The sequence below is a fragment of the Aequorivita antarctica genome (genome assembly GCF_007997155.1).
GTDB classification, from domain to species: Bacteria; Bacteroidota; Bacteroidia; order Flavobacteriales; family Flavobacteriaceae; genus Aequorivita; species Aequorivita antarctica.
Genome location: NZ_VORT01000010.1, coordinates 132394 through 156947, shown reverse-complemented (window position 1 = coordinate 156947; position 24554 = coordinate 132394). Strand labels below are relative to the sequence as shown.

At 37.5% G+C, this 24554-nt stretch carries 24 protein-coding genes; 9 read left to right on the top strand and 15 right to left on the bottom strand.

Annotated elements, in window-relative coordinates:
- Positions 1-36: 36 nt before the first annotated feature.
- The 6 genes from ESU54_RS14030 to ESU54_RS14005 form a co-directional block, all read right to left on the bottom strand.
- Positions 37-1215: a hypothetical protein gene (locus tag ESU54_RS14030; protein WP_111844757.1), complete on the bottom strand. Its 1179-nt coding sequence runs from the start codon at positions 1213-1215 to the stop codon at positions 37-39.
- 125 nt (positions 1216-1340) lie between these two features.
- Positions 1341-1820 (bottom strand): heme-binding domain-containing protein, encoded by a 480-nt coding sequence (locus ESU54_RS14025; protein ID WP_111844758.1) that lies wholly within the window; start codon positions 1818-1820, stop codon positions 1341-1343.
- 2 nt (positions 1821-1822) lie between these two features.
- Positions 1823-3364 (bottom strand): bifunctional metallophosphatase/5'-nucleotidase, encoded by a 1542-nt coding sequence (locus tag ESU54_RS14020; protein ID WP_111844759.1) that lies wholly within the window; start codon positions 3362-3364, stop codon positions 1823-1825.
- On the bottom strand, positions 3365-4228 hold the full coding sequence (locus tag ESU54_RS14015) for a hydroxymethylglutaryl-CoA lyase (RefSeq protein WP_111844760.1): 864 nt from the start codon (positions 4226-4228) through the stop codon (positions 3365-3367).
- Positions 4229-4358: 130 nt separating this feature from the next.
- The gene (locus ESU54_RS14010; protein ID WP_111844761.1) at positions 4359-4973 is read right to left on the bottom strand and encodes a LysE family translocator; all 615 of its coding nucleotides are present in this window, start codon (positions 4971-4973) and stop codon (positions 4359-4361) included.
- Positions 4970-6031 (bottom strand): quinone-dependent dihydroorotate dehydrogenase, encoded by a 1062-nt coding sequence (locus tag ESU54_RS14005; protein ID WP_111844762.1) that lies wholly within the window; start codon positions 6029-6031, stop codon positions 4970-4972. The genes ESU54_RS14010 and ESU54_RS14005 overlap by 4 nt, the downstream gene beginning before the upstream one ends.
- A gap of 85 nt (positions 6032-6116) precedes the next feature.
- Between ESU54_RS14005 and pepT the strand changes: the two genes are divergently transcribed.
- Complete coding sequence (gene pepT, locus ESU54_RS14000; RefSeq protein ID WP_111844763.1) at positions 6117-7379, top strand: peptidase T; 1263 nt, start codon at positions 6117-6119, stop codon at positions 7377-7379.
- Between the two features lie 116 nt (positions 7380-7495).
- On the opposite strand, the gene yajC is transcribed toward pepT, so the two are convergent.
- From yajC to ESU54_RS13980, 4 genes are all read right to left on the bottom strand, one after another.
- Entirely contained in the window at positions 7496-7786 is a 291-nt protein-coding gene (gene yajC, locus ESU54_RS13995; RefSeq protein ID WP_111844764.1) for a preprotein translocase subunit YajC, read from the bottom strand.
- Positions 7787-7810: 24 nt separating this feature from the next.
- Complete coding sequence (locus ESU54_RS13990) at positions 7811-8302, bottom strand: DUF1573 domain-containing protein (protein ID WP_111844765.1); 492 nt, start codon at positions 8300-8302, stop codon at positions 7811-7813.
- 55 nt (positions 8303-8357) lie between these two features.
- Positions 8358-9302, bottom strand: coding sequence for a transcription antitermination factor NusB (gene nusB / locus ESU54_RS13985; protein ID WP_111844766.1), 945 nt, complete (start codon positions 9300-9302; stop codon positions 8358-8360).
- An 88-nt stretch (positions 9303-9390) separates the two neighbouring features.
- Entirely contained in the window at positions 9391-10488 is a 1098-nt protein-coding gene (locus ESU54_RS13980) for a Glu/Leu/Phe/Val family dehydrogenase (protein ID WP_111844827.1), read from the bottom strand.
- Between the two features lie 120 nt (positions 10489-10608).
- Here ESU54_RS13980 and ESU54_RS13975 point away from each other — a divergent pair, with 120 nt between their 5' ends.
- The 6 genes from ESU54_RS13975 (at position 10609) to ESU54_RS13950 (ending at position 19905) form a co-directional block, all read left to right on the top strand.
- Positions 10609-12366, top strand: a complete 1758-nt coding sequence (locus tag ESU54_RS13975; RefSeq protein WP_111844767.1) for an ABC transporter ATP-binding protein — start codon at positions 10609-10611, stop codon at positions 12364-12366.
- A 67-nt stretch (positions 12367-12433) separates the two neighbouring features.
- Positions 12434-12829 carry a PUR family DNA/RNA-binding protein gene (locus ESU54_RS13970; protein WP_111844768.1) on the top strand — a complete coding sequence of 132 codons (396 nt, stop codon included), beginning with the start codon at positions 12434-12436 and terminating at the stop codon, positions 12827-12829.
- A gap of 130 nt (positions 12830-12959) precedes the next feature.
- On the top strand, positions 12960-14600 hold the full coding sequence (locus ESU54_RS13965; protein WP_111844769.1) for a phytoene desaturase family protein: 1641 nt from the start codon (positions 12960-12962) through the stop codon (positions 14598-14600).
- 60 nt (positions 14601-14660) lie between these two features.
- On the top strand, positions 14661-17021 hold the full coding sequence (locus tag ESU54_RS13960; protein WP_111844770.1) for a DUF2339 domain-containing protein: 2361 nt from the start codon (positions 14661-14663) through the stop codon (positions 17019-17021).
- Complete coding sequence (locus tag ESU54_RS13955; RefSeq protein ID WP_111844771.1) at positions 17005-18234, top strand: DUF3999 family protein; 1230 nt, start codon at positions 17005-17007, stop codon at positions 18232-18234. The genes ESU54_RS13960 and ESU54_RS13955 overlap by 17 nt, the downstream gene beginning before the upstream one ends.
- Positions 18235-18288: 54 nt before the next feature.
- A complete protein-coding gene (locus tag ESU54_RS13950; RefSeq protein WP_111844772.1) occupies positions 18289-19905 on the top strand; it encodes a SulP family inorganic anion transporter in 1617 nt (538 codons plus the stop codon).
- A gap of 3 nt (positions 19906-19908) precedes the next feature.
- Here the strand turns inward: ESU54_RS13950 and ESU54_RS13945 are convergent, their stop codons facing one another.
- Genes ESU54_RS13945 through ESU54_RS13935 form a run of 3 tightly spaced genes read right to left on the bottom strand, consistent with a single transcriptional unit; the run spans position 19909 to position 21103 of the window.
- Entirely contained in the window at positions 19909-20418 is a 510-nt protein-coding gene (locus ESU54_RS13945) for a DUF6265 family protein (protein ID WP_111844773.1), read from the bottom strand.
- A gap of 45 nt (positions 20419-20463) precedes the next feature.
- Positions 20464-20802, bottom strand: coding sequence for a tRNA-binding protein (locus ESU54_RS13940; RefSeq protein WP_111844774.1), 339 nt, complete (start codon positions 20800-20802; stop codon positions 20464-20466).
- Positions 20792-21103 carry a phosphoribosylpyrophosphate synthetase gene (locus tag ESU54_RS13935; RefSeq protein ID WP_111844775.1) on the bottom strand — a complete coding sequence of 104 codons (312 nt, stop codon included), beginning with the start codon at positions 21101-21103 and terminating at the stop codon, positions 20792-20794. The genes ESU54_RS13940 and ESU54_RS13935 overlap by 11 nt, the downstream gene beginning before the upstream one ends.
- Before the next feature lie 178 nt (positions 21104-21281).
- Here ESU54_RS13935 and ESU54_RS13930 point away from each other — a divergent pair, with 178 nt between their 5' ends.
- Complete coding sequence (locus tag ESU54_RS13930) at positions 21282-21839, top strand: thioredoxin family protein (protein ID WP_111844776.1); 558 nt, start codon at positions 21282-21284, stop codon at positions 21837-21839.
- A gap of 64 nt (positions 21840-21903) precedes the next feature.
- Here the strand turns inward: ESU54_RS13930 and ESU54_RS13925 are convergent, their stop codons facing one another.
- Both ESU54_RS13925 and ESU54_RS13920 read right to left on the bottom strand, forming a co-directional pair.
- Positions 21904-22440, bottom strand: coding sequence for a YfiT family bacillithiol transferase (locus tag ESU54_RS13925; protein ID WP_111844777.1), 537 nt, complete (start codon positions 22438-22440; stop codon positions 21904-21906).
- Between the two features lie 174 nt (positions 22441-22614).
- The gene (locus ESU54_RS13920) at positions 22615-23547 is read right to left on the bottom strand and encodes a peptidylprolyl isomerase (RefSeq protein WP_111844778.1); all 933 of its coding nucleotides are present in this window, start codon (positions 23545-23547) and stop codon (positions 22615-22617) included.
- A 328-nt stretch (positions 23548-23875) separates the two neighbouring features.
- On the opposite strand from ESU54_RS13920, the gene ESU54_RS13915 reads away from it, so the two are divergent.
- Positions 23876-24400: a hypothetical protein gene (locus ESU54_RS13915; RefSeq protein WP_146743997.1), complete on the top strand. Its 525-nt coding sequence runs from the start codon at positions 23876-23878 to the stop codon at positions 24398-24400.
- The last annotated feature ends 154 nt before the right edge of the window (positions 24401-24554 follow it).

The window sequence follows — 24554 nt, the reverse complement described above, 5'->3', positions numbered from 1 at the left end:
CAGAACCATATTTAAAATAGTGTTAACTAAGGTTTATTAGAACCAAACGCCAATTCCAAAATTGAGTTGGTTCTTCACCTCAGCTCCATCTAGCGCATTGTCTTTAATTTGATAATCGCCTTTTATTACCACTCCATTTGCAATGTGGTAAGACAAACCTGCGGTTATATCCTGGCGGTTATAAGCATCGTTGCGCACCAAACCGCCTTCTGTACCGGCGTGAGTGTCATATTGTTCATACCTGGCAAAAGCAAAAAGTTTTTGTTTGGCGGTAAGTGGTAGCAAATTATAAGCTCCTTCCACATAATAGCCCATAAGGGTACTGCCCAGATCCCTTCCAGTAAGGGTGTTGTATTGGTCCGTATCGGTAAGGGAAGCATAAACAAACTCGCCACGCGCAGTAAATTTACGGAAAGCATAACGAAGATCGAAACCAACCATGGAAATACCAATATTTGCACCATCCAAATCTTCTACTTCATCATCAGCTTGAGTCTTTCCAAAATATCCAGCTAATCCGAAACGCAGGCCGGGGATTCCATAGTAATCTAATTTTGCCGAAAAAGTTGGGCTGTCCACGGTGGATTCTATCCCTTTTTGACGTCCTCCTCGCAAACCGTCCTTGCCTTTTAAAAATCCATTTATTCCACCCTCGTTGTCTAGGGCAGTAGATTTGAAGCCATTAAAAATGTAGGCTTGGTAACCCAAAGAGATTTCTGGAAAACGTCCGGTTACCCCTATTCCCAATTCGCGCCAAGTGGTTGGCACTATATCGTGGTCAACGGCAGGGCGGTCTGTACCGTTAAAGGTGGTGGGTTCATGGTATTCGTTTATTATTCCCATTGGAACCAACATCAATCCTCCGCGGAGGTTCACATTGTTACTTACGGCATAATTTACAAACGCTTGCTCTATATATATTTCTTCTACATGTTCCACCTCAATCTCGGTAATGAATTGTGTTTTTTCATCAAACTTATAGCCTAAAAGCAGAACCAAGCGGTGTACATCGAGGGTGCCGTTGTCGCCCTCTGGCTGGTTATAGACCATTTCTCCATATCCACCAAGAGTCACTGCCTTCCCAAAAGTACCCGAAAGTATGCGTTGGATTGAATTTTGTTGTTCTTGAGGAGTTGGAGGTATTGAGTCAGAAACGGTTTGCGAAAATGAAATCGCACTAAAAAATAAAACGGATAAAGTGATGAATTTTTTCATTTAATGTTATTTAGACTGAATTAAAATAGATTGATTTTTCAGGCGCAAAAATAACAACGTAAAAGAAAACTCGCAAGTTTATTTAGAATAAATTTAAATAAAATCAAAGAATTTTGTGGAACATATTAATTAGCAGAAACTTCCAATTGGTGCTTATACTGAAGCCTAACCAATCCAGCCCATTGAAGCAATAATTTTTTGTCGTCTTCCGAAAGATTACCGTGTATTATTGTATAGGATTTTAAAGGCATTTCGTCGTCTTCAACCATTTCAACCAATTCTTCTAATTTATGTTCCTTCTTTTTAACAGAATAATCACTCCAAGCAGAAACATTAAAATGTTTTTTTCCGTCATCAATATGGTCTTTAAGCCATAGTGAAAAAGGAGCAACCTCTGCATACCAAGGATATTGGGTATGGTTACTGTGGCAATCATAACAGCGTTCCTTCAAAATAGTTGCTACATTTTCAGATGGTTTGGTTTCAGTTTCAAAAAGAGCTACGCTTTCATAACCAAGATTATTTTTTTCGGGACGAATAAATTGAATAGCCAACAATGCAATAAGCAACAGAACAAGTAAGATTTTTATACTTTTTTTAATCATAGTTATTTTTTCAATGAATTTAAATAGAAAATAATTGCTTTCCGAATGTCAGCAGCTGTTTCGGGTTCCTTTGGCGTATAAACTTTTACAATACCTTTGTTTTCAGGAGTTAAAAAGGATATATCCAATCCTTTCAACAAAAAATCGCTGAAGGCAACAGTATATGTTTTAGTATCACTAATTGTTTTATCGCCTGTTTGCCATTCTCCGTTTTCATTTTGCGAAAACTTGTAGCGTTGAAGATAAGCACCCTCACCACTTTGTAATTTTCCGTATTCCAAAATTTCCTTTAAAAGGCTTCCCTTTAAATCTACTTTCAGCACACTTCCTCCAAAAGGAAGCACCCTAAAAATATCGGTACTTGTTACATCACCCACCAACCTATCGTCTATTCTTATTGAACCGCCGTTCACCAAAGCCCCATCTACCTTATCATTATAAGCATAGGCCATAGATCGCGTGATTAGCTCGCCCATATTGGTTTGTTTACTTCTGTTGGCTGTGTCGGTACCATCTAGCGGTGATGTGGTTTTATAGATTATCTCATCGGGCTTTTCAACTACTTCTTTAAGCTTCTCGTTCACAAGATCAGTCCATTTGTTTACTACACGCTCTACTTTAGCGGAGGATGCTATTTTATCGGTTACCATCATCAATTCGGAATTGATGTAAAGGTATTTTGTGCGTAGGTTATAAATAAGGGTATGCACATAAATGCTTTTCGCGTTAGCATCTGCTTTTGCAATAATCGTTCTCCCTTCTTTCTCCAGCATATTATTGTGTTCGTGCCCACCCATTATTAAAGGTAACGACCTCAAACGCTTGGCTATTTCTTTATCTTCATCTATGGAAACGTGGGTAAGGCCAACAACAAAATCAGACTTTTGAATTGCTAAATCATAAGTTCTCACCGCATTCTCATAAATATCACCATAGGAAACATAATCTTTCGGATTTGAAGGAAGGGTTACACCAAATACTCCAAATTTCATTCTATTGCCATCCGCATCAATGGCGTTAAATGTTGCGTAATCTGATGTTGGTACATTAGTATAGTCCCATTTAGTTGTAAAAGGCACTATGCCCTTTTCGGTAACGTGCCGCACATTTGCGGTAGTCCAAGTGAAGTTCGATTCATTCAGTCTTTTTTGCAAATCTTTTTCGCTCAAGTCGAACTCATGGTTACCGAAGGTTACCAAATCGATATCCATTGCATTAAGCACATCTACCATCTGTTTACCATTTACGCGTTCACCATCAACTTTTAGTGTCCCTATTAAAGAAGGATTTAAAAAATCGCCTGCCAAAAAAATATAGGTGTTTGGAAATCTTTCTTTAATTGAATCACGAATATGGGCCACACGTGCCAAACCTCCGTATTCGCCACCGTTTAGAGGAGCAATTTCATAGACATCGTTAATTTGAACAAATTTGAGGGTAATAGCGCCTGCACCTTTTATTGGGTCATCAGGATATACTTGTTGAAGAATTTCACAGCTCGAAAAAAAATAGCCCACAACAGCTAAAAGTAAAAAATTTCTCATTTAATGGTATTTAGTAAAAATTTTAGTTGCTTCATTATGCGCGCTTTCAAAAGACATTGGATTGATGTTACACGAAATCTTTTCAGCAGTAAAATAACTGAGCATTTTTTCGGTGGGCATGTTTCCAGTCAATTCATCTTTTGCCATCGGGCAGCCTCCAAAACCTTGTATAGCACCATCAAACCTTCTACAACCTGCTTTATAGGCTGCATCTACTTTTTCGTGCCACGCGTTTGGAGTGGTGTGCAAATGTGCACCAAATTCTATGTGGGGATATTTGGGTATCAAGTTAGTAAATAAATATGAAATAATAGCAGGTGTCGATGAACCCACGGTATCACTGAGTGAAAGAATTTTCACTCCCATAGCAGAAAGTTTCTCTGTCCACTCCCCTACTATCTCAACATTCCACGGGTCTCCATAAGGGTTTCCGAAACCCATGCTAAGGTAGGCAACTACTTCATTATTGTTTTTATGCGCAAGGTTTAGTATCTCCTGAAGTATCACCAAAGACTCCGAAATTGTTTTGTGCGTATTTCGCATTTGGAAGTTTTCAGAGATAGAAAAAGGATAGCCTAAATAATCAATTTCGGGATGTTTAACAGCATCTTCTGCCCCGCGAAGGTTGGCGACAATGGCGAGCAATTTACTTTTGGTTGTGGAAAGATCCAGCTTTGAAAGCACCTCTGCCGTGTCCTGCATTTGTGGGATTGCTTTGGGAGATACAAAACTTCCAAAATCAATGGTGTCAAAACCACAGCGCAAAAGCGACTGTATATATTGCACTTTTTGCTCAGTGGGAATCCAGTCTTTGATGCCTTGCATAGCATCGCGCGGACATTCTATAATTTTTACTTGCTGCATTGCCTCAAAGATAGTAATTCCAACTTAGGCAGTAATCTTTCAATTTTAAAAAATAATGACCAAATTGGAAATGGAAAGTTTGAAATGCGAAATACTTTCGAAATAAATTTTAATGTAAATAAATGTCTAATTACGGAACTAAAATAAAAATAGCAATCCCGACAAAAACGAGTATTTGTACCCATTTCAAAACTACGCCCATACTTTTCCATTCCAAAAGCAAGGATGAAATTCTGCCAGCTGCCAGTGCTATACTGCTGAAAGTTATAAAAGAAACAATCATAAAGGTAATTCCCAAAATATAAAATTGCGCAATGGTATTCCCTTCCTTGTCCCAAAGAAAACCAGGAAAGAATGCCAAAAAGAAAATCATGACCTTTGGGTTTACCAAATTCATAATTACCCCGGTTTTAAAAAGTTGAGAGTATGATTTTTTCGGAGCATTCTCCGCTAACGAAATGTGTTCATCACTTTTATAGACTGTGTACGCTAGGTAAAGTAAATAGCAAGCACCCAAAATTTTTATTCCGTAGAAAATTTCTTCAGATGCGGTAATAATTGCAGATATGCCGAAAGCCAAAAGTGTTGTATGAACAATGCAGCCACTAATCAGTCCCGCAGTGGTAGCAATACCACTTTTGGTGCCATTGACCAAGGACTGTGTAAGTACGTATATATTGTCCGGCCCCGGAGAAATGGCGAGCGCGAGGGTAGCGATGGAAAATGAAATTAGGGTTTCAATCATTTCCTTTTCAGAATCGCTTTATTTATTTCTTTTACTAAGCCTGGGCCTTCATAAATAAAACCTGTGTAAAGTTGCACTAAACTTGCACCAGCATCCAGTTTTTCCATAGCGTCCTCTGCAGAGTGGATTCCTCCAACCCCAATAATAGGAAATGCTTTGTTACTTTTTTCAGAAAGAAAACGAATGACTTCCGTAGCTCTTTTGTTTAATGGCTTTCCGCTTAAACCGCCCATTTCTTTTTTGTTTTCCGAAGAAATTCCTTTCCGGGAGATGGTTGTGTTCGTTGCAATAACGCCGTCAATTTTTGTCGTGGCAACTATTTCGATGATGTCCAAAAGTTGCTCATCCGTCAAATCTGGGGCTATTTTTAGAAGAATTGGTTTGCGGCTTCTCGACTGCGCTCGAAGTGACATTTCATTATTTCTGTCTTGAAGCGTTTGTAATAAATCCGTCAGCGGTTTCTTTTCCTGCAAAGCACGAAGGTTTGGCGTATTGGGTGAACTTACGTTTACCACAAAATAATCCACATAATCAAAAAGCGCTTCAAAACAGATTACGTAGTCTTTCACCGCTTCTTCATTAGGCGTGACTTTGTTTTTACCAATGTTTCCACCAATTAAAACCCGGTCGTTGAGCGGAGTTGAAACGACCTTTCCGTTTGCTTTCAATCTTTCAACAGCCTCTTCTACACCACCATTGTTAAAGCCCATTCTGTTTATGATTGCAGCATCTTCCCTTAGTCGAAACAAACGCGGTTTGTCATTTCCGGGTTGTGCTTTTGGGGTAACGGTTCCTATTTCAATAAAACCAAAACCAAAATTTGAAAGTTCTTTGTAGAGCTTCGCATCTTTATCAAAACCTGCGGCAAGTCCAACGGGATTTGGAAATTTCAAACCAAAAAGTTCACGTTCCAACTTTGGGTTTTCAATTTTATAGATACTTCGGAAAATACTTCCGAAGCCCATTTTATTAAAAGACCGAATCAATGAAAATGTGAAATGATGAATTTTTTCAGGATCGAAACTGAAAAACAGTGGGCGAATGATGGTTTTGTACATGGTTGAAAAATGTGGTACAAAAATACACTAATCTATGTATTTGTTATTTTGAATATGCTTTATTTTGCAGTGTAAAAGAAAAGCTATGATTGAAAAACAACACATTATTGACCGCTTCATAAGTTATGTTACCGTGGACACCGAAAGTGATCCAAATAGTGACACTACGCCAAGCACCAAAAAGCAATGGGATCTCGCAAATAAACTTGCCGAAGAACTTAAGCAGATAGGAATGGAAGACGTTACTATCGACGAAAACGCCTACATAATGGCTACTTTGCCTTCCAACGTTTCGCATCCTGTTCCCGTAATCGGTTTTGTTTCACATTTTGATACTTCCCCTGATTTTACCGGTGCAAACGTTAAACCTCAGATTATTGAGAATTACAACGGAAAGGATATTGTTCTCAATAAAGAAAAGAACATCATTCTTTCCCCAGATTATTTTGAGGATTTATTGCTTTACAAAGGAAAAACCCTAATCACTACCGACGGCACTACCCTTTTGGGTGCAGACGATAAAGCTGGTATTACGGAGATTGTTTCAGCAATGGAGTACCTTATCAATCATCCAGAAATTAAACACGGAAAAATCCGCGTAGGTTTCACCCCTGATGAAGAAATAGGTCGTGGCGCACATAAATTTGACGTGAAAAAATTTGGCGCAGATTGGGCATACACTATGGACGGTAGCCAAGTGGGAGAACTGGAATATGAAAACTTCAACGCAGCTGGTGCCGTAGTAACCGTAAAGGGAAAAATTGTTCATCCAGGTTATGCAAAAGGGAAAATGGTGAACAGTATGTATATAGCAACTGATTATATCAACTCTTTACCAAGACTTGAAACCCCAGAACACACCGAAGGTCGCGAAGGCTTTTTTCATCTGCACGGCATAAATGGATCTGTAGATGAAACCAAAATCCAGTATATTATCCGCGATCACGACAGAAATCACTTTGAGGCAAGAAAAGAAATGGTCCAACAATTAGCCGACGAGCTAAACGAACAATTTGAAATGGAAGTCGTTACTGTTGAAATAAAAGATCAATATTTCAATATGCGAGAAAAGATTGAACCTGTGATGCATATTGTGAAAATTGCAAAACAAGCAATGGAGCAAGCAGGCCTAGAGCCACTCATAAAACCAATACGTGGCGGAACCGATGGTTCGCAGTTAAGTTTTATGGGACTTCCGTGCCCAAACATTTTTGCGGGGGGCCACAATTTTCACGGAAGATATGAATATGTTCCCGTTGAGAGCATGCAAAAGGCTGTAGAAGTCATAGTAAACATTGCCCAAATTACCGCACAGGATCTTTCAAAATTTAAAAAGGAAGAAGAATAAAAAATCAATTCCAATTTTGTCGTCCTTAGCGCAGTCGAAGGAACAAATAACAAAGAAAACTCCCTCAACTATTTAAAACATAGTGAGGGAGTTTTTATTTAAAAAGGAACAATTTACTATTTCTTCTCTATCAAAGGAGCGTTAAGTTTTGCTGTTCTTTCCATAGAAATGGCAGACCTTTCAAACTTTATTTTTCCGGCACCGCATTCAATAATACAGGTTCCATCATCATTAAGCTCTAGTACTTTACCGTGCAATCCGCCAGTGGTAATTACTTTATCGCCTTTTTTAAGTTGGGCGGCAAACTGTTTTTCCTGTTTGGCTTTTTTCATTTGGGGACGTATCAAAAAAAGATACATCACCAAAAACAATAATATTATAGGTAAAAAACTTTGTATTTGTTCCATAGCAATTTTTAGTATTCCAAATAATTATTTAGATGTTGGGGTTTTAATAGGAGCTTGTGCATTTCCTGCACCAGCTTTAGGGTTTACAAAAGCTTTAATGGTTAAAGTTTCGGTTCCTGCTTTAGTATTCGTTGTAAGTGTTACTGTTTTGCTTACTTGGTTTTGACCACTTCCGTTGAATTTTACTAATAATTCACCTGAAGCACCTGGAGCAACCGGTTCCTTTGTGTATTCTGGAACAGTACAACCACAGCTACTTTTAGCGTTTACGATCATTAAAGGAGCCTCCCCAGTATTTTTAAATTTAAAAATGTGCTCTACAGCCGTTCCTTGATCAATAGTTCCAAAATCAAACTGGCTTTCTTCAAAAGTGATTGCTGGGAATTTACCAGATTCTGCATCGCGTACTTCGGCAGTGGCAACATTTTCTTCATTTACTTTGTCTGCAGCATTGTCTTTACAAGAAGAAAAGGCAAAAACAGATAGTAAGGCAACTAATAAAACTGATTTTTTCATGATAATTAAGATTTTTTATGTTTTTAGCACGCCAAAAATAGGTATTTTTTTGCTTTTATTGAAGGCCACGGCCAATTTTATTCAATTTGCCTTCCTCTTCAAATTCCTTCACTATTTTATCTAAAATACCGTTTACGAAGATGCTACTTTTAGGCGTTGAATATTCTTTGGAAACTTCCAAATATTCGTTGATGGTGGCCCTTACAGGAATTGACGGAAAGTATAAAAATTCTGCAATGCCCATTTTCAAGATAATCAAATCTACATCGGCTATTCGATCTTGGTCCCAGTTTGGGGTTTTTCCTTCTATTTGCGCGTTTAGCTTGTCTTCATTCAAAATTACTTTTCTGAAAAGTTGCAGTGCATATTCGCGATCTTCGTCGTTTTTATAAAGGTTAGGTACCAAAAGAGAAGATGCGTTTTTTTCTGAAAGCTTGCCGAGCATTTTAACGATAGCAGTATTAACTATTGGGAAATCATCAACCCAAGTTAATCGTTTGTCTTCCAAATAATCATAAAGTTTATCATTGGGCGCAATCACTTCCTTAAAAACCTTGGTCACAAAATCCTGATCTTCTTTAAAGGTGGTTTCTTTTATTGAAAGATAGGTTTCGTACCATTCCAATTGGCGAAGTTCTTTTAGAATGATATTAACATACTCGCCGTCCAGTGACCAATAATTAAGATTTTTCTTTTTAATTACGTCTGAAAAAGTAGTGTTGTTGGCAATTACCTGTATTAACTTGTTGTCAACAAACACACGACTCGGGTTTTTTTCTGAAACAGTGGCAAGATGCTTTTTTTGGGATATTAAAAGATAATTATCTGCTTGCTCCTGAAGTGCAACAAATAATTGCAAAAGCAACAAATAAAGATCTAGCATCTGATCTATACTGTATAGTAAAAATTTTTCTTGCGTATCTATTTTCGGGTTTTCACTTTGGTTATAAGCGTAAACGGACTGCAAAACTTTTACTCGGATATGTCTTCTTGTAAGCATATATTTTTTTGAAAGAACTGTTTTAAAGAAACAACGCACAAGGAAATCCTTGTGCGTTGCAAAGATAGTGTTTTAAAAAATCCGAAGTCTATTTTTCGTTTTTTCTTGCATCAATTCTGGCTTGGGCCACATTAAATGCCGCTTGATAGGTGGTAATGTTTTCTGCCTCAGCTTTTTTCAATATTTCAAGCGTAGTGTTGTAAATATTTTCAGTCTTGCGCATTATTTCCTTTCGGTCGTAATTTTCAAGTTCGGCATAAACGTTTATGATTCCACCAGCGTTAATTAAGAAATCTGGCGCGTACACAATCCCTTTTTCGCGAAGCATTTTTCCGTGCTTCTGCTCTTCGGCCAGTTGGTTGTTTGCAGCACCAGCAATGATTTTAGCCTTGAATTGATTGATGGTAAAATCATTTATTGTAGCACCCAAAGCACAAGGAGCGTATATGTCCATTTCTTCTGCGTAAATGTTGTCTCCACCGTAAATATTAACGCTGTATTTGTCTCGAACCTCTTCTAAACGATCCTGATTAATGTCTGAAATATATACTTTGGCGCCTTCATTGCTCAAGTTTTCTACCAAAGCCTCACCTACATTTCCAATTCCCTGAACATAAATTACTTTATCTTCAAGTACATCGCTTCCAAATTTATATTTTGCAGCAGCTTTCATTCCCATAAAAACACCATACGCAGTAACTGGAGAAGGATTGCCCGCGCCGCCTTTCGATTCTGAAATTCCAGTAACATAAGGAGTAACTGTGCGTACCAAGTCCATATCAGAAGTTGCCATTCCCACATCTTCGGCTGTAATATATTTTCCACCTAAGGAGTTTACAAACTCACCGAATTTCAACATTAACTCTGGAGTTTTTTGTGTTTTTGCATCGCCAATCAATACTGCTTTTCCACCGCCAAGGTTCAATCCTGTGATTGCGCTTTTGTAAGTCATTCCGCGAGAAAGACGTAGCACGTCGTTCAATGCTTCCCACTCGCTCGAGTAATTCCACATTCTTGTACCACCCAAAGCAGGTCCTAAAACGGTATTGTGAATGCCGATTATTGCTTTTAAACCAGTATCTTTGTCGTTGCAAAAAACGATTTGTTCGTGATTATCAAAGGAAAGTTGCCCGAAAACCGGATCCATTTTATGAAGTTCGTTTGCATTAATTACCTCAGTTACCATAGCTTTTTTAATTATTTTGTTCATCCTCTAAAAAGGCGGTGCAAAAATACCTTTTTGTTGTCAATTTCACAAAACATCGGCTGTTAATTTAAGAATTTAAAAAAATTCTATTTTTAAAAAATGAAAGAATTAAAATATCTCAATAAATATTTTCTAAAATACAAAGGACGCCTGCTGTTAGGGGTTTTTATAACAATCATTGCAACTGTATTCAAATTGGTTGTGCCAATGAAGATAGGCGATTCAGTAACTGCCGTGAAGCAGTATATGAATGGAGAAATAACAGATCTTGCTTTTGTAAAGCACGAACTTCTTATTAACATTTTATTGCTTTTGGGAGCGGCTTTACTTTCTGCTTTATTCACCTTTATGATGCGGCAGACCTTTATTGTGGTTTCTCGCTATGTGGAATTTGACCTTAAAAACGAAATTTTTCAGCATTATGAGAAACTTTCGCTCGGTTTCTACAAACAGAACCGTACGGGCGATTTGATGAACCGAATTAGCGAAGATGTTTCCAAGGTGCGAATGTACGTTGGCCCAGCACTAATGTATAGCATAACTACTGTCACACTTTTTATAGTGGTGGTGAGTTATATGTTTTACAAGGCGCCTACTTTAACGCTTTACGCCATTGCTCCATTGCCCATTCTTTCATTAGCCATCTATAAACTGAGTGTTCTCATCAACCAACGAACCACAATTGTACAGCAATACCTTTCTAAACTCACCACCTTTACGCAGGAAAGTTTCAGTGGAATAGCGGTAATTAAAGCTTATGGAATTGAGCCGCGAACCAACACCAATTTTGAAGAGCTCGCCGAAGGCAGTAAAGTAAAAAATATAGATCTCGCAAAAGTACAGGCCCTGTTTTTTCCATTAATGATGCTGCTTATCGGCGTTAGCAATATCCTTGTTATTTATATTGGTGGAACAAGATATATTAGTGGGGAAATTGCAGAATTTGGGACCATTGTAGAATTTTTGATCTATGTGAATATGCTCACTTGGCCAGTAGCAGTGGTTGGTTGGGTAACCTCGATGGTGCAACAAGCGGAAGCTTCTCAAAAACGTATCAACGAGTTTTTGGAAACCGAACCTACCATTCAAAACTTGGTGGAAGAAAGCACACCTGTTGATGGAAACATTGAATTCAACAACTTAACATTTACCTATCCAGATACAGGAATTAAAGCTTTGAAAGGTGTTTCTTTTACCGTAAAACCTGGCGAAACACTTGCTGTTATCGGCAACACAGGTTCGGGAAAATCTACCATTCTTGAACTGATTGGCAGGCTGTACGATGTTGAAGAAGGAATGTTGAAAATTGACGGCACTCCAATTAGAAAATTAAACCTCAACGATTTGCGTGAGAGTATTGGCTATGTACCACAGGATTCTTTTCTGTTTAGTGATACTCTTAGCAACAACATACGCTTTGGAAAGGAAAATGCTTCCGAAGAAGAAGTAATAGAAGCTGCTAAAAAAGCAGCCGTTCACAAAAACATCATCGGCTTCAATAAAGGCTACGACACTATTTTGGGGGAACGAGGCATCACCTTGAGCGGTGGCCAAAAACAGCGTGTTTCCATTGCGCGAGCCATCATTAAAGACCCACAAATATTATTGTTTGACGACTGTCTTTCAGCTATAGACACGGAAACCGAAGAAGAAATACTTCAAAACCTCAATAAAATTTCAAAAAACAAAACCACCATTATTGTTAGCCACCGTATTTCTTCAGTTAAGAATGCTAACAAGATTATTGTTTTGGACGAAGGCGAAATCATTCAGAAAGGAACTCATAATGAATTGATAAATTCCGAAGGATACTACAAGGAACTTTATGCGAAACAACTTTTGGAAAAAGAAATGTAAATTTACTTTGGCTGGTTTGGTTTTTTTTTGGATTTTTGGCTAAACGTTAGCAAATAAAACAGAAATTATGAGTGACCAATATACGATGGAGCAAGAAGAAATTTTTTCAAAAGTGATGCGCGCCGGAAGACGAACCTACTTTTTTGATGTAAGGTCCACAAAGGCAGGGGATTTTTACCTCACCATTACAGAAAGCAAAAAGTTTACAAACGACGATGGTTCCTACCATTACAAAAAACACAAAATCTATCTTTACAAAGAGGATTTCAATGAGTTTAAGGACACCTTGGACGAAATGATAAACTATGTGATCGATGAGAAAGGTGAAGAAGTAATTAGCGAACGCCACCAAAAAGATTACAAAAAAGAAACGGACGATCTGCCACAAGCAGCAGAACCTGCCCAAGAAAAAGATGCGACCGCCACAAGCAATTTCACCGATATAGAATTTGACGATATATAAAAAGAAAACATATTAAACTTAACACCGGCAATGGTAAAACTGTTGCCGGTTTTTTATTTTTTGCAGTAATCAAAACTGGAATACTTTGCTTAATTTTCATTCTTTAAATCCTTAATCACAAATTCTCTCAATGGTCAAAAAACGTTATCAACCCTATAAACCCAGTCTGGATTTTTCGGGCTTGGACCATATTGTGGTTGGTAGTGGTATGGGAGGAATTACCGTTGCCACTTGGCTTGCAAAGTCGGGAAAAAAGGTGGCCATTTTTGAACGCCACTATGTTCCTGGCGGCTTCACGCATAGTTTTAAAAGAAAGGACGGTTTTCAATGGGACGTGGGTGTACATTATGTGGGCAATATGGCCAAAGATTCTTCACTACGAGGTTTTTTCGACTTTTTGACTGATGGAAAACTGGATTGGGAATCGATGGGCGAAGTGTATGATGTTGCAAATATTGAAGGGACAGAATATGTTTTTAAAGCTGGAAAGGAAAACTTCAAAAAACAAATGACAGCTTATTTTCCAGAAGAAGAAAAAGCAATTGAAGCCTACTTAAAACTCATTGAAAAAACCAACAGACGCGCAAGTGCCTTCTATTTTGAAAAAATCTTTGAACCTTGGTTAAGCAAAGCTTTAGGATGGATTTTAAGAAAAAGATATTCAAAATTTTCACAAAGAACTACTTGGGATGTTTTAAATGAAATTACCCAAAACCAACGCTTGATCTCCGTGCTTTGCGCGCAGTGCGGCAACTACGGACTTTCACCTAAAAATAGCAGTTTCGGAGCTCATGCTATGGTAATTGGCCATTTTTTAGAAGGTGGTTATTACCCTGTTGGCGGCGCCGACCAGATTTGTGAAAAAACCCTAGAAGTATTTACAACTCACGGCGGAAAGGTTTATATAAACGCTGATGTTACGGAAATCGTAACCGAAAACAATCGGGTAAAAGGAATCAAACTCGGTGAAAAATTCATCCCTTGTAAAAGTGTTTTAAGCAATATTGGAGTGAACAATACTTTTAACCATTTACTTTCGGAAGCAGATCGCAAAATTTGTGATTTTAGTTTAAAAAATGTGCAACCTGCCAGCGCGCATATCTGTTTGTATCTTGGCTTGAACCAATCCAGCGAAGCTTTAAACCTACCGAAACACAATCTGTGGTACTACAAACACGATGGCATTGATAAAATTTTTGAGGAAGCCACTTTGGAAAACGCCCCCGAAAATTTTGCCTATATCTCCTTTCCCTCTGCTAAAGACCCAAACTGGGAAAACAAAAACCCTGGCACGGCTACCATCCAAGCCATTTCAGTGGGGAATATGGAATGGTTCGAAACTTTTAAAGACACCAAATGGATGAAACGCGGTGATGAATATCTTGTTCTTAAAAAGAATTTTGAAACCCAAATGCTAAAGGTTTTATATAAGTTTTTCCCACAAATTGAAGGAACCATTGTGGCTTCCGAAGTTTCAACACCGCTTTCAACAGAAAACTTCACCAATTATAAAAGTGGTGAAATCTACGGATTGGCTCATTCACCAGAACGATTTACGCTTCCTTTTCTAAGACCGAAAACTAAAATCAAAGGACTCTTCTTAACTGGGCAAGACATTACACTTGTTGGCGTTGCAGGCGCCATGCTTTCTGGTTTGCTTTGTGCAACAGCAATTTTGAAATTTGGCTCTTGGAAAAATTTTAAGGAAGTAAGGAATAAAAAAAACCAATTTTTTTCGGGAAAAAATCAAGGAACCAATAACAGATTATAAATTTCCATATCTTTAATCGCTGTCAGCATTTTGGCTAGCTTATTATTTTCATAACCAGCTATGCAAAACAATTCGGAAAGTTTAAAAGCCCTTAATGAAAAATTGGAAATGTTGCTTAAAAAGCAGGAGCTCTTTTCAAGGGAAATTTGGGAAATTAAAGGGCAAATCCAAGCATTTAATATTGAAGCCAATAAGGATATTCCTAAAGAAATTGAGCAAATAACAGAACCTGAAAACCATCCTATTTCCCCAGAACCGGTTTTTCCAAGAAAACAGACTGAAGAACCTTTAATTGCGTTAAAACAGCAAACTATCCCTCCTACCTCAACCCCGAGATATAGTGCAAAACAGAAGTCAGATCTCGAAAAGTTTATTGGCGAAAATCTCATCAATAAAATTGGGATACTTATTACAATTATCGGTGTTGCCATTGGCGCAAAATACTCCATTGAAAACGACCTAATAAGTCCGTTGACACGTATAATTCTAGGGTATGTAATGGGTTTAGGTTTGCTTGGTTTTGGAATAAAACTGAAAGAGAAATACAAAAATTTCAGCGCAGTTTTGGTTAGTGGCGCAATGGTGATTATGTATTTTATCACTTTTGCGGCCTATTCCTTTTATGAAATAATACCACAAACATTAACTTTTTTGTTGATGGTGATTTTTACTGTTTTCACCGTAGTTGCGGCCTTAAATTACAATCTTTCAATCATTGCACACTTAGGTTTGGTGGGAGCCTATGCGGTTCCCTTTTTGTTGAGCAACGATTCGGGGAGGCTTGAAATATTGTTCAGTTATGTAGCGATTATCAATATTGGAATTCTTTTTATTTCCTTTAAAAAATACTGGAAGTCGATTTACTATTCATCCTTTCTTTTAACTTGGATTATCTATTTATCCTGGTATTTCTTTTCCTATATATCTGAAAATTTCACGCTTGCATTTGTATTTCTCACAGTCTTTTTTGTGATTTTTTACTGTACTTTTTTAGCTTATAAATTGATCAAAAAGGAGAAATATGATATTGGTGATATTCTATTGCTTTTGGCAAATTCCTTTATTTTTTATTGCGTGGGCTATTCGTTACTTTCAGATTATGAAACAGGTGAAGAGTTATTAGGTCTTTTCACATTGGCAAACGCAATAGTTCATTTTAGCGTAAGTGCCTTTATCTATAAGCGAAACCTGGCCGATAAAAACCTCTTTTACTTAATTGCCGGATTGGTTTTGGTTTTTATAACCGTGGCCGTTCCCGTACAATTGGATGGCAATTGGGTAACGCTTGTTTGGGCTGGGGAAGCTGCTTTACTTTTTTGGATTGGAAGGACAAAAAATGTTCCTGTTTATGAAAAGCTTTCTTACATTTTAATGGTTCTTGCCTTTATAAGCTTAGCTCAGGATTGGATGTTTTATTCTTCCTATAATTCTTTAGGGGAAGAAAGCACATTTACCCCTATTTTCAATCTTCGGTTTTTGACGGGTGTGTTGTTTCTCGCGGCATTTGGCTTTATTAATTACCTTTTGCAGAACGAGAAATTCCCGTCACCTTTAAAGAAGGGTGGGTTTTCCCAAAAATTAATTTCAATTATCATCCCAGCCATATTTATTTTTGTACTCTACAATTGCTTTAGACTTGAAATTGCGGACTTCTGGAATACAAAATACGTTGCTTCTTATTTGGAAATAAACGAAGGGAATGATTCCTACACAAACTATCATCAAAATGAAGATTACACCCACTTCCGTATCGTTTGGATTTATATCTATACGCTATTGTTTCTTGCAGCACTTTCATTTGTAAACATTAAAAAACTTAAAAATAACGTTTTAGGATATGTGCTGATTGTGGCAAGTACGTTTGCCTTTTTGCTATTTTTCACTGAAGGAGTTTTTGCTTTGACTGATTTAAGACAAACATACATCAACAACACATTGTCTGAATACTACAACAGAAGCGTTTTCAATTTATTGATTCGTTATATAGCGATTATTAGTGTGCTGGCCTTGGTCTTTGCGGGTTTGATTTCAGTGAAATCAGGTATTCTGAAAAAAGGACTCCAAACGCCTTTCAACATTTTGCTGCACATTATTATTCTTGCAATTTTAAGCACCGAGCTCATTGCCTGGATGGATATTGCTGGCTCAACACAATCCTATAAATTGGGACTGAGCATCCTTTGGGGACTTTATGCATTATTGCTCATAGCCATTGGTATCTGGAAACGCAAACCGTCGCTTCGCATTATGGCTATTGTACTTTTTGGGTTTACCTTGCTGAAACTTTTCCTTTACGATATTTCAGATATGAATACCATTTCAAAAACCATCGTTTTTGTTATTTTGGGCCTGCTGCTTTTGATAATTTCCTTTTTATACAACAAGTTTAAAACAAAGATTACTAATGATGTGGAAGAATAAATCACTGTTTTTTATATTCCTTTTAATTGCCGAAATTTCCTTTTCGCAAATTGATGATTATAATTATTCGAGAGAAATAAACGGCGTTTCAGAAACTTGGCATTCCATAGAATTACCCGATGCGCTTTTTGGGAAAGTGTCCAACAGTTTGAATGATTTCAGAATCTATGGAATAACCGAAACCGACACTATTGAAGTCCCCTATTTATTAAAAATAGCGTCGGAAAAACAAACAGATGAAAAAATAGATTTCACTTTGCTGAATGCTTCAAAAAAGGGAGAGGCTTATTTTTTCACTTTTGAAATTCCTTCAGAAAAAGCCATCAATGAAATACAATTGAATTTTAAACAGCAAAATTTCAATTGGCTGGTCAACTTGGAAGGAAGCCAAGATAATAGTGAATGGTTTTCAATTGTTAAAGATTATCGCATCCTTTCCATAAAGAATGAACAGACGGACTATCAGTTTACGAATGTTAGGTTTCCAAAGTCAAAATATCGCTATTTAAGATTTCAAATTAAGGCCTCAGAAAAACCTGACTTGATTACTGCCGAAACACAACTAAGCAGTTTTGAATCGCCTGTTTTTAAAACATATCCCGTTAAAAGTTTTGTTACCACAGAAAATAAAGATTCTAAAAAGACAATCTTGGATATTGATTTTTCGGAACCTTTGCCAATAAGTTTGATATCCCTGAAAATTAATGATTCCATCGATTATTATCGCCCAGTAACTATAAAATATTTGAGGGATAGTATTAATACCGAAAAGGGCTGGAAGTATAATTTTAATACCATGGAAACAAGTGTGCTCAGTTCATTAGAAAATAATGACCTTTATTTTTACAGCACGATTACCAAAAAACTACGGATAGAAATTGAAAATTTTGACAATCGTCCTTTAAAAATTGAAGGTGTTACCGCAAAAGGTTACGTGCATCAATTGGTTGCTCGTTTTGCAGAACCCGCAACTTATTATTTGGTTTACGGCAATCCAAAAGCCAACAAACCAAATTATGACATTACAAAATTTACTGAGAACATTCCAACAAACATTGCCGCAGTAAAACTTTCCGAAGAAAAAACAATTCATAAAAAAGAGGTTTCCAAACGCTCCCCACTTTTTGAAAACAAACTTTGGCTGTGGTTCATTATGGCTGTAATAATCATCCTTTTGGGTTGGTTTACTATAAAAATGATTCGAAAAAAATAATCGCGAATTCATTCTTTTTGAAAACCCTATATTTGCCGCCTTTAAAAAATCAAAATGCTCGCAAAATATTTATTATCCTTTACCCAAAACCCAAAAAACGACATACTTTCGGGGCTTACCGTAGCTTTAGCCTTGATACCGGAAGCTGTTGCCTTTTCATTTGTCGCTGGCATTGACCCATTGGTAGGCCTCTATGGCGCATTTATTATGGGAATTATAACAGCGCTTTTCGGGGGGCGTCCAGGAATGATTTCTGGTGCTACAGGGGCTATGGCTGTGGTTATGGTTCATTTAATCCAAAAAGGAAACGAAGTAGGTATATCATTGGCAGAACCAGTAGAATATCTCGGTCTGCAATGGCTTTTTATAACGCTTCTCTTTGTAGGTGCTATTCAGATAATGGCAGGGGTTTTTAAACTCGGGAAGTTTGTTAGGCTTATTCCACACCCAGTAATGATGGGCTTTGTAAATGGATTGGCAATAGTAATATTTCTTTCGCAATTAGGTCTTTTTAAAGAAAGTCGCGGTACAGTTCCGCAATGGCTAAATGGGCTCGATCTATGGGTAATGTTGGCCTTAGTTGGCTTAACGATGGGTATTATGTTCGGTTTGCCTAAACTCACCAAAAAGTTGCCAGCCGCCTTAATCGCCATAATTGTTGTTGCCTGTATCACAATTTTTGGAGGTCTTGATGTAAGCACTGTTGGTTCCTTCATCCGCGATGGTGGTGGAAGTGGTTTAAAAGGTTCTCTTCCCGTCTTTCAAACACAAATTTTTACTTTTATAGATACTATAAGTGGGCATTGGGATTTAATACTTTCAACTGCGTTTTTACTAGCAGCCGTTGGTTTAATTGAATCTTTAATGACCTTGAATTTAATAGATGAAATGACCGAAACACGCGGAAGCGGTAATCGTGAATGTGTGGCTCAAGGCGGTGCAAATATGCTAAATGGCCTTTTTGGTGGAATGGGTGGCTGCGCAATGATTGGTCAATCTATCATCAATGTAAGCTCTGGGGGCCGCGGAAGACTTTCAGGTGCTACGGCAGCTATTGCATTATTGTGTTTTGTGCTTTTCGGCGCACCGTTGATTGAGCAAATTCCAATTGCTGCGTTGGTGGGCGTAATGTTTATGGTAGTAATTGGCACCTTTGCGTGGAGTAGTTTTAGGATTCTTCATAAAATTCCAGTAGCAGATGCTATTGTATTGATTACGGTATCTGCAGTAACTGTTTGGCAGGATTTGGCTATTGCGGTGCTTGTTGGTGTAATAATGAGCGCTCTTGTTTTTGCTTGGAAAAGCGCTACTATGATTCGTGCGAGAAAACGAATTAAAGAAGATGGCACCAAGGTTTATGAAATTTGGGGACCCTTGTTCTTTGGGTCAACAACTGCTTTCAATAGTAAATTTGATGTTTCAACCGATCCAAACGCTGTTGAAATTGACTTTATTGAATCGAAGATTTCCGATCATTCAGGGGTGGAAGCAGTTCGGAATATTGCCAATAAATATCTCGATAGCGGAAAGCAAGTAAAGCTAACACACCTCAGCCCAGATTGCAAAGCACTTCTTTTAAAATGGAACCCAGAGTTTGAAACTATTATAGAAGATTCAGTGGAAGATCCCCGATATTATGTGGTTACCAACACTTTGGATGCGGATGTTTAACCATTAATTCTTTCGCGAAAAGTAGAAATCAACTTTCTTGGCTTCGCCATTTACCGTTCCTTCAATCCAAGCGTGAAGTGAATCTTTAACGGGATTTGTATAGGTAATGCGCTCAGGAAAATCGTGATGTTTATTTTCGAAAGTGAATTGTCCTTTTTCAGAGGAAATCATTTTAAAAGTAACAGGTTTTTCGGCGTTTTGGTTCGCGGTTGCAACAGTTAACAACAAACTATCTGCTTTTTGCTCAAGTGCCATCGTTTCGGCAAAAACGGTTTCATCAGCAACTTGCGTGAAACTAAATGCGGTAAATGTGCTGGCATTTTCCCTCGACCAAGTTTCTTGTGAAAATTCTTCGCCATTTTCATTGATCCAAGTTCCCAAAAGCCATTGTAGTTGATCTATTTTTTCAAATTTCTTTTCAGTTATTTCAACTTCAGGCTTCTGCGCTTCAGCATTGTCTTTACAGGAATTTAGTATAATTGGAAGCAGTATAAAAAACAAATATTTTTTCATAGTAGTCAGAGTGTGTTCGGCGAAGGTATCAAAAAAAGTATTTAATTATAGTATTCTTAAACCATTCTGAACTTCTTTACCTGGCTGCAAAAGTGTTACGTTCTTCCCTTCCACAGCACCTAAAACAAGACATTCACTCATAAAATTGGCGATCTGTTTCTTCGGAAAATTTACAACTGCCACCACTTGTTTGCCTAACAGTTCCTCCTTGGAGTAAACTGAAGTAATCTGTGCCGAAGTTTTTCGCTGGCCAAGTTCACTACCAAAGTCAATCAAAAGTTGATAGGACGGATTTCGTGCTTCGGGAAAGTCATTGGCCTCTATAATAGTTCCCACTCGCATTTCTACCTTTTCAAAATCGGTCCAGGAAAGATTATTCGTCATAATGAATGGTAAGTTTTTTAATCATTTCTGGAGAAATCTCGCCTTGATCGGCACCGTAAGCATCTACAAGCAAGCCTTTGGTTCCGTCATGCGCTTCAATTAAATAGAGAATGGTATTGTCTCCGGGATCGGTCATCCCTTCAAAGCGATAGAACTTAATAACATCTAACTCACCTGCTTTCCATTGTTTTTTAAGTGTTTTAGATTCGATGCCTTCGCCTACAAGGTTAAAATCTTCGTTAAAACCGTGGTCTTGTAAATCTGCAATTGCGACGGAGAGTGATGAATATGAATTTTTCATAATAGTTGGTTTAGTTTTTAAAGTTAATGGAGATATTCTGCAACAGCAAAGTTTTATAAATTCTTTAGGAAAAGTGGAAGTATTTCTAAATTTTTAGAAGCATTTATCTATTACTCAATAACCATTCAAAAATTGTAACTTTAAACCATAGTTTACAACCAATTTAGAAAAGAACAAAATGGCCAGAATAGAATCTAAAATGCTTCTCTTAGGAACCAAAGCGCCAGATTTCACACTTATTGACGCAGTGACCAACAAAGTTGTTTCATTAAAAGATGTCCGTGGTGAAAAAGGCACTGTCGTCATGTTCATCTGCAACCACTGTCCTTTTGTAAAACACGTAAACGAAGAACTTGTAAGGTTGTGTAACGATTACCGCGTTACGGGTTTTGGGTTTGTCGCAATTAGCAGTAACGACGTTGAAAATTATCCTGAAGATTCACCGGCTGAAATGTGGCGGACGGCTCAAAAAAACAGCTACCCCTTTCCCTATTTATACGATGAAACCCAAGAAGTGGCAAAGGCTTACGATGCCGCCTGCACGCCAGATTTCTATCTTTTTGACGGGGAATTGAAATTGGTTTATAGAGGTCAATTAGACAACAGTCGCCCCGGAAACGGAATTCCCACTAACGGTCGTGATCTTCGCGAAGCGTTGGATAGTGTACTTAGTAACAATCCACAGCGAAAAGATCAAAAGCCAAGTATGGGCTGTAATATTAAATGGAAAAAGTGAATTGGTTAATTGTTGATTGTTGATCTGTTCAAATTCCTATTACCTATTACCTATTACCAAAATATTACTTCCACCCTTCCCTTTTCAGTAGATTTTCTATATGTGCGTAATGGTGGTTGCTGTGCCAAGCATAACTACCCACTGTCTCCACAAGTGTGTAGTTACGGTTTCTTGCGGGGTGATGAAACTCTTTTAGCAATTGCTCTTGCGATAATCCCTTTACTAAATAAACCCATTTCGCATGCAAAGCGCTTATTGCAGCTAAAGACAATTCAATTGGTGCATTTTTGGCATCAGCAGTTTCTGCCCAAGCTTTTTCATCATACGCTTTTATAATTGGCAAAGTTTCTGTCAAAGCCCATTTAAAACGTGTATAGGCATTGTGGTGGCTGTCATAAATATGATGAACTGTTTGACGAACCGTCCAACCCTCTGGTCTATACGGCGTATTCAATTGGGCTTCGGAAAGCTTGCTAACCAAATTGTCCAATCTATTCGGAAAATGTTCCAGAATGGAAATCCAGGCTTGCTGTATTTCAGGAGTGATGTTTGAAGGGCAGTCAAAGGTGCCAATTGGGTATTTTAGTTTCTCTAAATCCATGTGTTAAAAGTACAAAACGCCCCGATAGCTCGACACGTTTTGCTTATTTATTAAAAGTGTTTTTATTATTATTTGGGATTCGTTAATTCGTCAATTAAGAAATTCAGATTCTAAACAAAAATTGATAGTTTCAATTCCCAAATCCCGAATTAACAAATCCCGAATCCCGAATAACTATTTTACATCCATCAATTCAACATCAAAAATCAGGGTAGCGCTTGGAGGTATAACCCCGCCAGCACCACGCTCGCCATAGGCAAGATGTGAAGGGATTACAAAACGAGCCTTATCACCCACCCGCAATAATTGGATACCTTCGTCCCAACCAGATATTACTTGCCCAACGCCCAATTGGAAATCGATTGGCTCTTTTCTTTTGTATGATGAATCAAATTCAGTTCCATCAATCAGTGCGCCTTTGTAATGCACAGAAACCGTCTTTCCTTTTTCGGCTTTTATACCGTTACCCTTTTGAATTATTTTATAAAGAAGTCCGCTTTCGGTTCTATCAAAGCCTTCTGAAACTTTCTTTAGTTCTGCTTCCTCTTTTGCCTTTATTTTCGCAATTCTGTTTTCTCTTTCACCCGTAAAACTTCTAAAAGCTTCCACGGCATTCCATTTTTTAGCTTCTTCGCCCACACGGATAATTTCAACACTCTTCATAGTATCGCCCTGCGCAACACTGTCCACTACATCCTGTCCTTCAACCACATTTCCAAAAACGGTGTGTTTGTTGTCCAACCAAGGGGTGGCAACGTGGGTGATGAAAAACTGACTTCCATTGCTTGCAGGACCAGAATTGGCCATAGAAAGCACTCCTGGAGTATCATGGCGAAGGTCTTGATGAAATTCATCTTCAAAATCATAACCCGGTCCACCAGAACCTGTTCCTTTTGGATCGCCGCCCTGAATCATAAAATCTGGTAGTACTCGGTGAAATTTCAAGCCGTCATAATAAGGTGTTCCTTGAGGTTTTGCTGTGTTTTCCAAATTGCCTTCAGCCAAAGCCACAAAGTTTCCAACCGTTCCCGGGGTTTTGTCGTGTGTAAGTTTTATAAGAATTTCTCCTTTTTCTGTCGTTATTTTTGCGTAAATACCGTCTTGCATTGCTTTTTTTTTAAAATTGAAATGCAAAGGTAAGAAAATACGAAGTATGAAATTAGAAATACGAAGTTGGAAATACGAAGTTAGAAGTATTAAAATTAGAGCCAAGAATCAAGAGCCAAGAGCCAAGAGGGATTAGGGATTAGGGATTAGGGATTAGAAATATAGGAACTATACATTTAGGATTGGAAAACGTATTTGGCGTGGTTGGGAAAATACAGAAAGGTTTGGAGGGGGTAAATTTGTAAATTTGATATTAAAGATACAATGGGAATAAACACTATAATGGTGTTTATCCGCATGTTGTACACATTAGATAACGAAAATGAAATTGAATAAAACACTAACAATTATTGCTATAGGATTTTTAATAATCAATCTGTTCTTTTTTAAAAATGCAGAAACTTTAAATGGAGGAAGAGCAATGATTTATATATTTATTTTTCCTCTATTCTGGATTCTGACTTTAATTACAGTTGGCATTTTAGCTTATAAAAATCGAAAAGAATGGTTTAGTAATGAAATGAAAGTTTCCACTATAATTCTTTTGATTTTATGCACACCATTATCGATTTGGGGATTTTCTTCTTTAGCAAGACCTGAAATGGAATTAAGCGGAACTAGTTATAATCCAAGAAATGGAATTATTATAAAATCCGAAACGTGGAATTATAACTCTGGACAAACATCAGTTACAAAATTTTGGAAATTAGATACAGAAAACTGGACAGGTTATGATGATAGTGAATATAAAAAAGATTCAATTTGGGTCTATTATGACAAAAAAGGAGATACTTTAAGAATTGAAAAATATAAGAATGACCAACTTGTTGAAAATAAAGAAATGAAGAAATAACGTGCTACAACAAAAAACTGAGGTGAAAAACAACTTAAGCAATATATAATACATATTTTTTTTCTCCTTAAATAACTTCCACATCCCTAATCCCTCTTCGCTCTTCGCTAATCATAATCGCTTTCAAAAAATTGTAACAAATCTCCAACCCATT